14 protein-coding genes and 1 riboswitch are annotated in these 15,411 nt (G+C 37.0%); of the genes, 11 read left to right on the top strand and 3 right to left on the bottom strand.

Features of this window, described 5'->3' with window-relative positions; all coding sequences use genetic code 11:
• The first annotated feature begins 2 nt into the window (after positions 1 to 2).
• The 6 genes from I6F54_RS04660 to I6F54_RS04685 all read left to right on the top strand — a co-directional run bounded on the left by I6F54_RS04660 (position 3) and on the right by I6F54_RS04685 (position 7,158).
• Complete coding sequence (locus tag I6F54_RS04660) at positions 3 to 935, top strand: ornithine carbamoyltransferase (RefSeq protein WP_165727585.1); 933 nt, start codon at positions 3 to 5, stop codon at positions 933 to 935.
• Positions 932 to 2,134 carry an argininosuccinate synthase gene (locus I6F54_RS04665; protein WP_007581653.1) on the top strand — a complete coding sequence of 401 codons (1,203 nt, stop codon included), beginning with the start codon at positions 932 to 934 and terminating at the stop codon, positions 2,132 to 2,134. Before I6F54_RS04660 ends, I6F54_RS04665 begins: the two co-directional genes overlap by 4 nt.
• Positions 2,135 to 2,183: 49 nt before the next feature.
• A complete protein-coding gene (gene argH, locus I6F54_RS04670) occupies positions 2,184 to 4,049 on the top strand; it encodes an argininosuccinate lyase (protein WP_007581654.1) in 1,866 nt (621 codons plus the stop codon).
• Between the two features lie 265 nt (positions 4,050 to 4,314).
• Positions 4,315 to 4,518: a hypothetical protein gene (locus I6F54_RS04675; protein ID WP_197139970.1), complete on the top strand. Its 204-nt coding sequence runs from the start codon at positions 4,315 to 4,317 to the stop codon at positions 4,516 to 4,518.
• A gap of 1,516 nt (positions 4,519 to 6,034) precedes the next feature.
• Entirely contained in the window at positions 6,035 to 6,547 is a 513-nt protein-coding gene (locus I6F54_RS04680) for a hypothetical protein (protein WP_197139972.1), read from the top strand.
• Positions 6,548 to 6,651: 104 nt separating this feature from the next.
• Positions 6,652 to 7,158, top strand: a complete 507-nt coding sequence (locus I6F54_RS04685) for a hypothetical protein (protein WP_197139974.1) — start codon at positions 6,652 to 6,654, stop codon at positions 7,156 to 7,158.
• 35 nt (positions 7,159 to 7,193) lie between these two features.
• Here I6F54_RS04685 and coaD read toward each other — a convergent pair whose 3' ends face one another.
• The gene (coaD, locus tag I6F54_RS04690; RefSeq protein WP_165727579.1) at positions 7,194 to 7,685 is read right to left on the bottom strand and encodes a pantetheine-phosphate adenylyltransferase; all 492 of its coding nucleotides are present in this window, start codon (positions 7,683 to 7,685) and stop codon (positions 7,194 to 7,196) included.
• Positions 7,686 to 7,883: 198 nt separating this feature from the next.
• On the opposite strand from coaD, the gene I6F54_RS04695 reads away from it, so the two are divergent.
• Both I6F54_RS04695 and thiI read left to right on the top strand, forming a co-directional pair.
• Entirely contained in the window at positions 7,884 to 8,576 is a 693-nt protein-coding gene (locus tag I6F54_RS04695; RefSeq protein WP_024592300.1) for a TetR/AcrR family transcriptional regulator, read from the top strand.
• A gap of 324 nt (positions 8,577 to 8,900) precedes the next feature.
• Positions 8,901 to 10,358 (top strand): tRNA uracil 4-sulfurtransferase ThiI, encoded by a 1,458-nt coding sequence (gene thiI / locus I6F54_RS04700; protein WP_101164302.1) that lies wholly within the window; start codon positions 8,901 to 8,903, stop codon positions 10,356 to 10,358.
• A gap of 40 nt (positions 10,359 to 10,398) precedes the next feature.
• Here thiI and I6F54_RS04705 read toward each other — a convergent pair whose 3' ends face one another.
• Positions 10,399 to 11,301, bottom strand: coding sequence for a ketopantoate reductase family protein (locus I6F54_RS04705; protein ID WP_197139976.1), 903 nt, complete (start codon positions 11,299 to 11,301; stop codon positions 10,399 to 10,401).
• Positions 11,294 to 11,647: a VanZ family protein gene (locus tag I6F54_RS04710; RefSeq protein WP_007581666.1), complete on the bottom strand. Its 354-nt coding sequence runs from the start codon at positions 11,645 to 11,647 to the stop codon at positions 11,294 to 11,296. The genes I6F54_RS04705 and I6F54_RS04710 overlap by 8 nt, the downstream gene beginning before the upstream one ends.
• A gap of 152 nt (positions 11,648 to 11,799) precedes the next feature.
• Here I6F54_RS04710 and I6F54_RS04715 point away from each other — a divergent pair, with 152 nt between their 5' ends.
• The 3 genes from I6F54_RS04715 to I6F54_RS04725 all read left to right on the top strand — a co-directional run bounded on the left by I6F54_RS04715 (position 11,800) and on the right by I6F54_RS04725 (position 15,380).
• Entirely contained in the window at positions 11,800 to 12,282 is a 483-nt protein-coding gene (locus I6F54_RS04715) for a YajQ family cyclic di-GMP-binding protein (RefSeq protein ID WP_007377833.1), read from the top strand.
• 201 nt (positions 12,283 to 12,483) lie between these two features.
• Positions 12,484 to 13,269, top strand: coding sequence for an ABC transporter substrate-binding protein (locus I6F54_RS04720; RefSeq protein WP_197139978.1), 786 nt, complete (start codon positions 12,484 to 12,486; stop codon positions 13,267 to 13,269).
• A 63-nt stretch (positions 13,270 to 13,332) separates the two neighbouring features.
• Positions 13,333 to 13,516, top strand: a riboswitch (cobalamin riboswitch).
• Between the two features lie 37 nt (positions 13,517 to 13,553).
• Positions 13,554 to 15,380, top strand: a complete 1,827-nt coding sequence (locus I6F54_RS04725) for a TonB-dependent receptor domain-containing protein (protein ID WP_197110884.1) — start codon at positions 13,554 to 13,556, stop codon at positions 15,378 to 15,380.
• Positions 15,381 to 15,411: the final 31 nt, after the last annotated feature.

The following is a 15,411-nucleotide window of genomic DNA, read 5'->3' on the forward strand; positions in this document are numbered from 1 at the left end:
TTATGTTTGAGAATTTTTTAACAGGTTTAGAATTAGACCAAAAAGGCGCACTTAATTTATTAAAGTTAGCGCAAGATATAAAAGCAAAGCCAGAAAAATACAGCCAAGTATTATCGGGTAAATCAATCGTAACATTGTTTGAAAAGCAAAGTTTACGTACACGTTTATCGTTTGATATAGGTATTAATCGCCTTGGTGGTCATGCTGTTTATTTAGATCAGCAAAATGGCGCTATGGGTGCACGTGAATCAATTAAAGATTTTGCACTTAATATTTCTACTTGGGCCGACGGTATTGTGGCGCGTGTAAATCAGCACAGCACATTAACCACGTTAGGTGAATATTCATCGGTACCAGTGGTAAATAGCTTGTGTGACTTGTACCACCCTTGCCAAGCACTTGCTGATTTTTTAACACTCCAAGAAGTACATGGCGATGTGAGTCAGCTTAAAGTAGCTTACTTAGGTGAGGGCAATAACGTGACTCATTCATTGATGTTACTTGCCGCAACGCTAGGTACTGACTTTGTTGCTGTAACACCAAAAGGGTGTTCGCCAGATTCACAAATACTTAAAAAAGCAGAGCAAATTGCAGCAATGAATGGCGCATCAGTCATGGTGAGCGATAGAGTTGAAGCTGCGGTTGGTGCAAACGTTGTATACGCAGATACATGGGTATCAATGGGTGATACAACGCCGCTTGAGCAAGTAAAAGAAAAATACATGCCTTATCAATTAAACCAGGCATTGCTAGATCAAACAGGTGCGACTACGGTATTACATTGCCAACCGGCACACCGTGAATTTGAAATTACCTCTGAGGTAATGGATGGTCCAGCATCAAAAATCATTCAACAAGCAGAGAATCGCATGCATGCGCAAAATGCTCTGCTAGTTACATTACTAAATCCAAATTTTGTTAAGGAACACCTATGAGTTCAATTAAAAAAGTCGTTTTAGCCTATTCTGGTGGTCTTGATACGTCGGCTATCGTGCCATGGTTAAAAGAAAACTACGGCTGTGAAGTAATCGCGTTTGTTGCCGATGTAGGTCAAGGCGCTGAAGAACTTGAAGGCGTAGAAGCTAAAGCAATTGCCTCTGGTGCATCTGAATGTTACGTAGTTGACTTAAAAGATGAAATGGTAAGTGATTACATTTACCCAACGCTTAAAACGGGCTCAATTTACGAAGGTACTTATTTATTAGGTACTTCTATGGCGCGCCCAATTATTGCTAAAGCACAAGTTGAAATTGCACGTAAAGTAGGTGCTGATGCACTTTCTCATGGTTGTACTGGTAAAGGTAATGACCAAGTTCGTTTTGAATCATGTTTTGCAGCACTAGCCCCTGATTTAAAAGTAATTGCGCCATGGCGTGAGTGGGACTTATCGAGCCGTGAATCATTACTTGATTACTTAGCAGAGCGTGACATTCCGTGTTCAGCATCTGCTACAAAAATTTATAGCCGTGATGCTAACGCATGGCATATTTCGCACGAAGGTGGTGAGCTTGAAGACCCATGGTGTCAACCAACTGAACAAGTATGGACTTGGACTAACTCTCCAGAGCAAGCACCAGATAAATCAGAACTAGTAACATTAAAAGTTGTTGAAGGCGAAGTGGTTGCTGTAAATGGCGTAGAGCTTAAACCTTACGATTGTTTAGTTAAATTAAACGATATTGCATCGCCTCATGGTGTTGGACGTGTTGATATTGTAGAAAACCGTTTAGTTGGCATGAAGTCACGCGGTTGTTATGAAACGCCAGGCGGCACAGTCATTATGGCAGCGCTTCAAGCCATTGACGAGCTAGTGCTTGATAAAGCAAGCCGTAAGTGGAAAGAAGTACTCGGTGGTGAGTTTTCACATTTAGTATACGACGGCCGTTGGTTTACGCCTCTTAAAGATTCTATTTTAGCCGGTGCTGAAGCACTTTCTAAAGTGGCAACAGGTGAAGTGGTACTTAAGCTATACAAAGGCCAAGTAACTGCAGTTCAAAAGCAGTCACCAAATAGCTTATACAGCGAAGCATTTGCTACATTTGGCGAAGATGATGTGTACGACCAATCACACGCTGAAGGCTTTATTCGTTTATTCTCGCTTTCAAGCAGAATTTCAGCACTCGCTAAAAAGTAATTTATTACGCCCCTCATAAAAGGGGCACTACAGGGTTTGGAGAGATTTCATGGCATTATGGGGCGGACGTTTTTCTACGGGTCCAGATGAGGCGTTTAAGCAATTTAACGACTCTCTTCCCTTTGACTACCAGTTAGCAGAGCAAGATATTATTGGCTCTGTGGCATGGGCTGGTGCACTTGAACAGGTAAGTGTACTTTCAAGTGACGAGCACACAAGATTAGTGGCTGCATTAAATGAGCTGCTTGAAGAAGTTAAAGCAGATCCACAAGCGGTAGCTACTTCAGGTGCAGAGGATATTCATTCACATGTTGAAGCAGCTCTAATTGAAAAAGTAGGTGATTTAGCTAAAAAATTACATACAGGCCGAAGCCGTAATGACCAAGTTGCCACCGACTTTAGATTATGGTGCCGTGATACGGCTGACCATTTACTAGATGCTATTGCACAGCTTAAAGGCGAGTTTGTAGCGCTTGCAGAGCGAGAGCTTGGCACAATATTACCAGGTTACACGCACTTACAGCGCGCACAACCAGTATTGTTTAGCCACTGGTGTATGGCGTATGTAGAGATGCTAGAGCGTGATGAAAGCCGCCTGCAAGATGCTAAAGCGCGCATGAATTTTTGCCCATTAGGCAGTGGTGCATTAGCAGGTACAGCTTATCCGATTGATCGCCAAGCATTAGCGCATGGGCTAGGTTTTACAGCGGCTACAAAAAACAGCCTTGATGGTGTATCTGATCGTGATTTTGTTTTAGATCTTTTAAGTTGTGCGTCTATTTCGATGATTCACTTATCTCGTATGTCAGAGGATTTGATTTTTTATAATTCGGGTGAAGCCGGATTTATAGAGCTTGCTGATAACGTAACATCAGGCTCATCGCTCATGCCTCAGAAAAAAAATCCTGATGCACTCGAGCTTATTCGCGGTAAAACCGGACGTGTGTTTGGTGCATTTAGCGCTATGATGATGACGTTAAAAGCGCTGCCACTTGCATACAATAAAGATATGCAAGAAGACAAAGAAGGGCTATTCGACGCTATGCCAACATGGCTTGCATGTATTCATATGGCGCAAGCATGTATTAAAGGCGTTAAAGTAAACGGCGATAAGACACTTGCTGCAGCAAAAGGAGGGCATGCAAATGCCACCGAACTTGCTGATTACTTAGTTGCTAAAGGTGTGCCATTTAGAGAAGGGCATCACATTGTAGGTGTACTTGTACAGCTTGCGATTAGCGAAGGTAAAACGCTTGAAGAGCTATCGCTTGAGCAGTACAAATCAGTAAACACTGTATTTGAAGACGATGTTTACCCAGTACTTGAAATTGATGCATGTATAAAAGCACGTAAAGCCCTTGGTGGGACGTCTATTGAACAAGTAACTAATGCTGTTAAAGAAGCCAAAAAAAAACAGCAAATAACGGTACGTGATGCAAATTTAGATGATGTAGAAGCAATTGCCACACTTATACAGCATTGGGCAACGGTAGGTGAAAACCTGCCTCGTGCAAAAAGCGATATGGTGCACTCTATTAACGAGTTTGCAGTAACGGAAATAAATGGAAAAGTGTCGGGCTGTGCGTCGTTATACATTTACGATACCGGCCTTGCTGAAATACGCTCATTGGGTATAGACCCAAAAAGTAAAGTGTCGGGGCAGGGTAGACAGCTTGTAGATCATCTACTTACTAAAGCCAAAAAATTGGCACTTAACCGAGTTATTGTATTAACACGCGTACCAGATTTTTTTGAACAACAACGTTTTACTTTTTGTAGCAAAGACTCTTTGCCTGAAAAAGTAATGAAAGATTGTGAACTTTGCCTTCGTAAAGAAAATTGTGACGAAGTAGCAATGGAATATATTTTGAAGCTAAGTACACGTGCGGAGATCCCGTGTAAATACGTAGCTTAAACTCCCTGGATACAAAAAACGTACGGTTATCCCTGTGCGTTTTTTTATGTTTGTAGTAAACTGGTCGGAGCTGTTTGGTTTGATTATATAAGTATGTTTTGAGTGAGTTTTAAGATGTCAAAAAAAGTTGGCACATTGGTTGCTTTGTATAAGGTAGATAGCAAAATAGCTATCACTACTTTAAACAGGTGATGCATTTATCTACATAATAATGTGGTTAAAAGTTGCACCAAATATAATTAAAACTTTTACAAGGATCAATCACATGCAAGTTTCAGCTAATAGCCAAGTACAAATGCAAGCATACAACAAAACACAACAATTAAAGCCTGCAATGGAACAAACTGCTAGCCCTAAAACCCTGCAATCTGATACAGTAAGCATCTCTCAAGAGGCGATGAGTGCCGCCAGTGCTGAAATTCAACGTGGTGGTGTTTTAGTAGATCTTAGCCCTGTTAAGCCCAAGTAATATTTAAAAAGGTCGTTGATGTTTATAACTGAGTTTTTTGGTTTGTTTTCCTTGTCAGCTTTTGCTACATGGGGTTTTTTAATGGCGTTTTTTTTTAATGTTTTTGTATTTGCGTTAGATATTAAAAGAAAAACTACCTTATTACTCAGTTCCTTTATCATGATGGTGTCTTATTCAGCTTCGGACTATTTATTTACTTGGCTTTCAATTGAAAATTCAGTTTATTTAGATTGGGTTCTATATGATTATGCTACTATTTTTGCACTTTTTCTGACTTATTCATTTTTTGGAAAAACAACTCGATCTTTTATTTACATAATTATTGGGTTATTCATAAACTCGACATTAAGTCTAAGTATATATAATGACCTTTATTTAAACGGCAATAGAGAACCATGGTTTTTGTGGGACTTATACACATTTGGAGTAAATATAATAGATTTTATTATGATTATTGCTCTTATCGTAGATAGAGACTTTCTCGGTTTTCACAAATTAAAGAACAAAATCCTCAGCTACTTCAAGTCAAACGATACACACAAAGTAACCTAGCTTAAATGTATGTTACTGAACCCCTAATGGTTTATATGCAAGCTTTCACTCAATGGGGCTTTTTAATGGCCTTCCTGTATTGTTTGGCCTCTACTATAAATAAAGAAAATAAATCCACTGTTTATTTATCTGCGCTTATGCTCTGCTCATATATTTCCAGTGGTTACATAAGCTTATTAGACAGTTTATATTTAAACTCGGCGCTCTACGATTTTATTACAATTTTAGCTTTGTTAATTTTAGAGTACTTTAAAGTACTTCACCGCTCTATAGCTTTTCACTTCATCATCTTTGCGTTAATAATAAATGCTGTGCTTACCTTAATATTACATTACGATCTATACGTCTTATATAACTATGAGCCTTGGTGGTATTGGAGTGTTTATTCTGTTGGCGTTAATATGTTCGATGTTTTAATGATTCTTTCACTAGTATTCAATAAAAATCTCAAAAATAATGGATAATATTCTAGTTAATCCAGCAATTTCTTTTTACATAGGAGCATTTGTACAGTGGGGCTTTTTAATGGCTTTTTTGTACTCATTAGTTGTAAGTATTAACACACCTAAAAAAGAAGCTGTATGGTTATCATTTGTTATGTCAATTTCTTACTCCTCAAGCCTGTTTATCGATATACAACACATATCGTACCTTCAGTTCTTTTTGTTTGATATAACAACTATTTTAGCCATCATTATTTTAAGGTTTTTCATTATTAAAAATCTTATATCGAGCTACTTGTTGTTAGGGTTGACTATAAACTCATCATTATTTCTTGGTATGTATATAGATGTGTCAGTTTATAATAATTACGAACCTTGGTGGTTTTGGTTTTTTTATTCAATTGTTGTTAATTTAGCCGACTTTATGATGCTAGCTATATTTTTTATAAACAAAGATTTTTTAGCTTTAGCTGCAATTAAAACATGGTTCCACAATAGTATTATGAGAAGGAATAATATTAGTGGCTGACATACTTTGGGCTCTGGTTGATTTAGGATATAACGTAGCAATACTATTTACATGGTTCTTCCTAATCGCATTTTTATATAACCTATCATCGAGTATTAATAAAAATGATAAAAGTAGAACGCATCTTTCACTTATAATGATGGTTTCATATATATCTAGCCTTTTTATGGATCCACTTATTGAAAGTCCTCATCTAAATTACTTCTATTATGATCTTGCTACTATCAGCGCCCTGATACTTTGGCGATTTATATATAAAAAATTAGTACCAATTGCTTTCTCCTATTTAATTGTAGGCCTTTTTATTAATGCATGTTTATTTTTAGGTATGCACTACGATATTGAAATTGCAGGTACTCTTTACTATTGGTGGTTTTGGACTATTTATATTTTTGGAATGTATTTTGTCGATTTTACAATGGCATTGGTGTTGATCATCAACAAGGATGTTTTAGGCTTAAATAAGCTCTTGAAGAGTGTTAGAAAGTTACATTTAAATCGCTGAGGCAGTAAAAATCAACTTAAAAGAAGAGTGATTTTGTGCCTTTATTTGATGTTGCCGTAATATGTAAAGCGGTATAATAATTTTTTATCTAGTGTTGGAGTAAAATGGTTGAGCTACTTTTAAATACAAATATCTCGTTTTATATAGGTATTTTTGTACAGTGGGGCTTTTTGATGGCTTTTTTATATTCTTTAGTAAGCTCTATAAATAGCGCAGATAAAAGCATTGTTTGGCTATCTTTCATCATGGCACTTTCTTACTCTTCTAGTATGTTTATTGATATGGACGCAATAACTTACTTCGATTTTTTCTTATTCGATATTATTACTCTATTTGTTATTATTTTATCTGGTTTTTTTATAAAGATTAGCAGCATATACATTTATTTATTATTTGGTTTAGGTATAAACACCTTACTATTTTTTGCAATGTATATAGATAATGATGTTATGCACCATTATGATTTTTGGTGGTTCTGGTGGGTGTACATAGTAGGTATAAATTTTACAGATTTGACCATGGTTTTAGTTTTCTTTATAGGTAAAGATGTTTTAAAACTTACTTGGTTAGAAGGAAAGCTAAATAAAGTGTTTAATAAAAGGGCCTATTAGTAATGGATTTCAGTGCTAACAGGCCTTATTTATTATTAACTGCTACCACAACCCAATTTAGTTTTTAGCGCTTTAACAATTACAGGGTCTACAAACTCGCTTACATCACCATTGTGGCGAGCTACTTCTTTAACGAGTGTTGATGAAATAAATGAATTTCGCTCTGCGGGTGTTAAAAATACACTTTCTAAGTCGGGGTTCAGGCGGCGGTTCATGTTAGCTAATTGAAATTCATAGTCAAAATCAGATACAGCTCTAATACCGCGAATAAGCACATTAGCATTGTGCTCGCGTGCAAGATCAGCCAATAAACCAGAAAAACCAATCACCTTAACATTATCTATGTGGCTTAAAATAGTGTTTGCAAGCTCAACACGTTCTTCAAGGTTAAAGCAGGGTTTTTTACTTGGGTTATTAGCAACCGCAACTAATACAGTATCAAACATTTTAGCTGCACGTTGAATAAGGTCTGTGTGCCCATTAGTTAGTGGATCAAAGGTGCCAGGGTAAATTGCAATAACTTTCATAATGTTCACTATTTATTATTTTAGCGCTAGTTTAACAGTGTTTATGCCACAAAGCAGCCTAGCTAAAAAAGCATATAAACACTTACTTTCTTTAAACAGGTCAGTCCATGGTGGGAGTGTTTTAATGATTCATATTTGTTTATACTGTTTACCTCTTTTGAGTGTAATGTAGCCTATAGATAATTTGAGTATTAGCATATGAATACCAAGGATAAAATAATACACACCAGTATTTTGTTGTTTAACGAAAATGGTGAGCGTGCAATAACGACAAATCATATTGCATCAAACTTAGGGATGAGCCCGGGTAATCTTTATTATCATTTTAAAAATAAAGAAGACATTATCCGTCATATTTTTGCGCTGTATCGCGATCATTTAAATACTCACTTTAAACCTATTAATAAAGATGATGATGCATTTAATCATTTAACGGCTTACCTAGATTCGTTATTTGAGCTGATGTGGCGCTATCATTTTTTTTACGATAATCTCGGGGATATTCTCTCTAGAGATGCTGATTTAAAACAAGCTTATATTGATTTTCAGTTAGAGTTGTTAGAGCAAGTTCGTAAAATTATTTTAGGACTTCGCGATAGTGAAATGATTGCTATTGATGAGCAAGATGTCATTGATTTAGCACATACATTAAAGTTAACGGTTAGTTTTTGGACGCCTTATATTAAAGCCCGTAGGCCAAGTGGTACGCTTGCTGAGCAAGATATATATCATGGCATTTTAAAAGTACTTACATTATTTAGAGCGTACAGTACCGATAAAAGCATTGATAAAATGAACCTGCTACGTGAAAAATATACTGAATTAGCGCAACAAGCCTTAGGGCCTGTTGACCTTTCAGGATTAAAATTTGTTCAATCTAGGGGCGATTAAATCGCGACGCGAGGTTTGTAACCTAGTGGGCTAAGTAAAAACCAAGCAACAAAGAGTTAATCGCCCCTAGGCTAAACCCTTTGGGCAGCGCTTGTTTGGTATTTATGCTACGTTATCGCCTATTTATGGGGAATAACCACACTACATAGGCTCTGCCTTGCCTAAATACCAAACACACTGCTGCAAATTTAACCTCGAAAGATAAACAGGCCCTAGCTGTAGTTTAATCGATAGTAATAGGCTGTTTCCTAGGCGCTGAATTTTTTGCTATAATCCCGCGCCAAATGCCTGGGAGCGCGAATTCCCGCAGTCTAAGAGTGAACTATGCTTAAATTTATCGTCAAACTACATCCTGAAATAGCCATTAAAAGCCGTTCAGTCCGTAAACGCTTTACTAAAGTGTTAGAAAATAACATTAAAATTGTATTGCGCCGTGTTGACGAAAAAGTACAAGTAAGAAATAACTGGGATAACATTTCAGTTGTTACAAAGCTTGAAGACGCGCAAGTTCGCCTTGATTTTATCGATAGCCTTAAACGCATCCCTGGCATTGTTCAATTTATTGAAGTAACCGAAACACAATTCGAAACTCTTGATGATATTTATCAAAAAACCATCGCTTTAGTTGGTCATACTATTGTAGGTAAAACCTTTTGTGTTCGTGCTAAGCGCATAGGGCAACACGATTTTACCTCAACTGATTTAGAGCGTTATGTTGGTGGTGGATTAAATCAGCATATTGAAGGCGCAAGCGTAAAGCTTAGCCGCCCAGAAGTAACAATACGCCTAGAAGTAAAAGACGATAAAGCTTACATTGTTTCTCATACACATTTTGGTATGGCTGGTTTTCCTCTGCCAACTCAAGAAGATGTGCTTTCGCTTATGTCGGGTGGCTTTGACTCTGGCGTAGCAAGTTACCAAATGATTCGTAAAGGCGCACGCACGCACTTTTTATTCTTTAATCTAGGTGGCGCAGCGCACGAAATTGGCGTTAAGCAAGCAAGCTACTACTTATGGAAAAAATACAGCTCTACACATAAAGTTAAATTTGTAACGGTTGATTTTGAACCTGTTGTTGCTGAAATTTTAGAAAACGTTGAAAACAGCCAAATGGGTGTTGTACTTAAACGTATGATGATGCGCGCAGGGAGTGTGGTTGCGCAAAAGTTAAACATTCAAGCACTTGTTACTGGCGAAAGTATTGGCCAAGTATCTAGTCAAACATTAGCGAATTTAAGCGTGATTGACCGTGTTACTGAAACGCTTATTTTACGCCCGCTTATTCAACACGATAAGCAAGAAATTATTAATATTGCTCGCCAAATTGGTACGGCTGAAATGGCAGAAACAATGCCTGAATACTGTGGTGTTATTTCTAAAAAGCCAACGGTTAAAGCCAAAATAGACGTTATTCTTGGTGAAGAAGAAAAGTTCGACTTTGATGTACTTGATACCGTTGTAAACAACGCACGTATAATGGACGTGCGTGATATTGACGTAGAAGCCAAACAAGAACTTAAAGAAGCTGAATCGGTTGCTGATTTGCCTGTAGGCTCTGTGGTAGTTGATATTCGCTCACCAGAGGAAGAAGAAGCTGCACCGCTTGCAATCGACGGTGTTGAAGTGGTTCATTTACCGTTCTTCCGTCTGGCGACTAAGTTTGGTGATTTACCAAAAGACACTGACTACTATTTATATTGTGATAGAGGCGTAATGAGCCAACTACAGGCACTTATGCTGCACGAACAAGGCTTTGAAACTGTAAAAGTTTACCGCCCATAAGGTTTGTAGTCTTAAAGTTAAGAATTTATATAAGCGTGGTTTATACCACGCTTTTTTTTGCCTGAATTTTGACAAACAACTCATCATTGTAAGGTGTAGGAATACCGTAAATTTTACCTTGTTGGCCAATATAGCCACATATAGCTGATATTTCAGTTTCTCTGCAATGCGCTACGTCTTGCTGCATTGAAGAGTAATTATCGGATGTTAACTCCATTATTTTATAAGCGGTATTGAGCGCTTTAATCAATGGAATATTAAGTCCTTGCGCCTTCGCTATGTTGCACGCTTCAGTGAGTGCATTAAAAATTATAGCGTTGTACTTAGGTGCGCGTAACTCACCATTTTTTACATTACTTAAAGCGCTTAATGGGTTAATGGCAATATTTACGAGTAGTTTTTCAAAACGAAGCTGCTGAATGTTATTAGTAAACTTTAGGCTGGGTATCACTTTAAAAATATCAGCTATTGGCGCGCTATTTTGAAAAGCTAATTCATTACAAGCACCAATAACACTTTGTCCCTCACCAGTGTGCTGCACAATGTATTGGTTTGATTTAAAGCCCGCTATGCTTGTCGTTAAAAAGTAGAGTGCTTGGTGAGTACTTAGTTGGCTATTTACCTCATCAACATTACCCATTCCGTTATGCGAAAGTACAACAGAGCAATGATTTGGTAAAAATGGCTTTATTTGCGTAAATGCATCAAGTACTTGAAAGGCTTTAACGGTAAATAAAACAACATCAAATTCAGCTGCTTTATTTAGCTGATTTAATGTAATAAATTGTGCGTCAATTTTTTTAGATGCACCCTTACCTCGACTATAAAAGCGGGTATTTGTTGGGCTTTTGCGAGTTAAAACACTGACATTATGCGACGCACTTAGAAAATGACTAAGTAACAAGCCAATAGCACCATCGCCGACAATTAAAATATTAGCCATATGGGTTCTTTTTTCGAGGTGTAAAAATTACTCTAAGTAAAAAGTAGCTTGCGGCACCTGCAAAATCAGCAAAAAAATCACCGAGTGATGCTTGCCTATATGGAAGTGCGTCTTGCATTATTTCTATAGAGGCGCCATAACCTGCCAATAAAAGTATTTGCGCATATAAAGGAAGCTTAAACGCTTTATCCATTATTATGGCTAGTATAAAAAAAATCCCAAAATGGGCCACTTTATCAACATGAGGAAATAAATTTACAACGCCACCTTTTATTTCTTTGGCAAATAAAAAGGTAAAAGCTACTATGCTGATTAAAAAAATTGCTTGATAAACACGCCTTGTCACGACAAATCCTAAAATCGCTTAAAAAAGAGGCGCAAGTATATCAAACTAATTTAATATCGCACCTGAACAAGATGCAGAAAAATGTAAAGATTTATAATTTTAGCGTTATAATTACCACATAAAATTAAGATTAAATAGTTAGGAGCAAACCAATGCCTTCATTTGATATTGTATCTGAAGTAGAAATGAACGAAGCTAAAAACGCAGTTGATAATGCAAATCGTGAGCTAGAGACTCGCTTTGACTTTAGAGGCGTTGATGCATCTATTGAGCTAAATGACAAAACAATTAAGCTTAAAGCTGAAGCAGACTCTCAGGTTATGCAATTATTTGATATTTTAGCTAACAAAATATCTAAGCGTGGTATGGATGTATCAAGCTTAGAGCTTCAAGATATTACCCGTGCAGGTAAAAATGTATTTCGTAACGTTGGCTTAAAGCAGGGTATCGAAAAGGACATGGCTAAAAAAGTAGTTAAAGCCATTAAAGACTCTAAAGTTAAAGTTCAAGCTGCTATCCAAGGCGAAGAAGTACGTGTAACGGGTAAAAAACGTGACGATCTTCAAGAGGCTATGCAAGTAGTGCGCAGTGCTGAGCTAGGTCAACCTTTTCAGTTTAAAAATTTCCGCGATTAATTAATAAATAGTTTTAAATTAAGCATGCTTTAATCTGTTTATACTTACAGACAGATTGAAGCTACTTACTCTTTTTAAATATCTCACTATTATCCCTCTTTGCTGCCTAGATACTCCCGTATGTATTAATCTTCTTTTTGATATTTAAGCTATTATATTTAATCACATGCAATTAAGTACTTCACACTAGAAGGTATTAAAATGAAACTTCATCAATTATTTTTGTTATTTGTTTTGCTTACATTTACCAAACCAAGCTTATCAAAAACAGTTGATATTGATGTACTGGTTGAAGATGGCTACTTTCCCATTATTATTAATGCGCAAAAAAAGCAGGGTTTTGCTCCTGAGTTTATTAAGATTTTAAACGGCGCACAGCAGGAGTTTAACTTCGTACTTAAGTCTCTACCTGTAAAAAGGCTTGCTTTGTCAGTTGAAAAAAATAATTTTGATGTTTTATTTTTAATGGCACTGCAATGGATCCCACAATCAGCGCAAGAGAATATAAAAAAAACCGAATTTTATACCATTACCAAAAATGAGCTTTATACGCTTAAAGAAAATACAAATGAGCAAGCTTACTTTGACGACATTACGTCATTAACAAAGGTTGGGGTTCTGGGGTACTCGTATCAATTTGCTGGATTTAATACAGATGCCGAATTTTTAAGTGAGGAACATCAAGTAAGTTTAACCATTGATGAATTCAATGTGGTTAAAATGCTGCTATTAAAGCGCGCGGAAGTAGGCGTTTTAAATAATATTGCTTACCAATATTTTAAAAATCAAAATACTTTTAATATGGATTTACTCTATAAAAGTAACGTACCAGATGCCGTTTATGAAACGCACTTTTTAGTTAACTCTAAATCAAATAAGATCACTAGTAATAAAATGGATGAAATACTAAGCTTACGTACTGCACAAATACAACTTCAGAAGCTACTTAATAAATATGGCGTTTCTTCAAACTATACTAGCCCTTAACTGCATTTTAAAGGTTTTTAGCTGTATAGACGTCCATTGACATTTGTAAACAAAATACTCACAATAGCGACATATTTTCAAGGTGCTTGCTAGCCACTTCATGTAATGATTTTTTTAGCAGGATAATCGGGAAGTTGGTGCGTTTTCATGATGACTACAAGCCCAACACTGCCCCCGCAACGGTAAAGTATTGCATATTTTGATGTGCTTACTGAGTCCGGAGACCGGCCTTGATGCAATCTTACTTACTTAAATCTTTGCGGTGGGCAAAGGTAGGGGACATCATGTTAAACAAAACAACTTTAGGCGTTGCTATTTCTGCTGCGCTTTCATTTTCTGTGTCTGGCGCAGAGCAATCAATTGAAAAAATAACCGTTACAGCTAATAAATTTGAGCAATCAATCAATGACGTTTTAGCAAGTGTAAATGTTATTGAGCGTGCAGAAATAGAAGCAAGCAACGTACGCGATTTACCAACCTTATTAAGCACGCGAGTTGGTTTTCAGGTTAATCCAAACGGTGGTTTTGGCCAAAATACAGGTGTGTCACTTCGTGGTACTGGCTCTGGCGATACGCTAATTTTGATTGACGGTGTACGTACAGGCTCAGCAACACTTGGTCAAAAAGCATTAAATAATGTCCCTTTAAATAGTATTGAACGCATTGAAATTATTAAGGGTTCTCGCGCGGCTGTTTACGGCTCTGATGCACTTGCTGGCGTAATTAACATTATAACGCGTGAATCAGATAACTTATCTGTGAGTGCTACGTTTGGTTCTGATTCTTACCAAAATTATCAAGTGGCAGGCTCTGTAAAATCAGGCGATATAACAACAGCATTTAATGCAGGCTTTGAAAAAACAGATAACTTTGATGTACTGCAAGGCGTAGCACCAGATGAAGATGGCTATGAAAATAAAAACCTTGGTTTTAAAGTAAATTATACTGATGCACACTACGGCGACTTTAAGTTATTAGGTCAATACAGTGAAGGATTTGCAGATTACGACAGTCGCTTTAGCCCAGCCGACAGTACGATTGAACGAGATGATTTTAAAAACTATCAGCTTTCTGCAGGTTGGAGTAAAAACTACACTAACCAAACGCACAGTATTGATTTAGCGCTAGCAACGGATGATTCAGACAATACATATGTCGATTTTTCAGTTGGACCAACAACAAGTACTTTTATAACTAAACGCACACAAATTGATTATAACGGCCAATACCTATTATCTGATGAGCTTAACATTAGTGGTGGTATCAATTGGTACAACGATGATGTATCTCATAGTTCGCAACTATTTGTTGAAGACAGCCGAGATGTACTTGCTGTGTTTGTAGGTGCTTACTACGATGCAGATAAAGTATTAGCTAATTTAACTGTTCGCCAAGATGACGACGAGCAATTTGGCGACGAAACAACGTATACCGCAGCTGCGGGTTATCATTTATCTGAAGATGCAACATTTCGTATAAGCCAAAGTACTGGCTTTAAAGCCCCTACATTTAACGATTTATATTTCCCACTTTATGGTAACCCTGATTTACAGCCTGAAAAATCAGTAAACCGTGAGTTAGGTTTGAGTGTGGACTTTGATATTGCGCAAGTTGATGTTGCAATTTTTAGAAACGATATAGAAGATAAAATTGATTACGATGCAAACTTTGCATTAGCTAATATTGATGAAGCACGTTATGAAGGGGTTGAATTTAGCTTATCTCAGCAGTTTTTTGGTTTTGATAGCAACCTTAACTTTGCTTATTTAAGTGCAGAAGACGAAGAAACGGGCGCAGAGTTACGTAATGTTGCTAAACGTACTTTTAACTGGGAACTTGCAAAACAGTTTGGTGCTTTTGATGCAAGCTTAGACATGCAATATCGTAGTGACCGACAAGGTGCTGTGACGCGTTTAGGATCATACACGCTTTGGAACTTAGCGGGTAATTATCAAGTAAATGAGCATATTGAAGTTTCGCTTCGTGTAGAAAACTTATTTGATAAAGAGTATAACGCTGTTGATTCAAATACTGATTTTACAACGGGTCAAGTGTATTACTACAACACGCCAGAGCGTCGCTTTTTTGCAGGCGCAAGCTACCAGTTTTAACGGTATTTATTAATATTAAAAAGCCCGACTT

It is taken from the genome of Pseudoalteromonas sp. SWXJZ10B, from assembly GCF_015864475.1.
Classification (GTDB): domain Bacteria; phylum Pseudomonadota; class Gammaproteobacteria; order Enterobacterales; family Alteromonadaceae; genus Pseudoalteromonas; species Pseudoalteromonas arctica.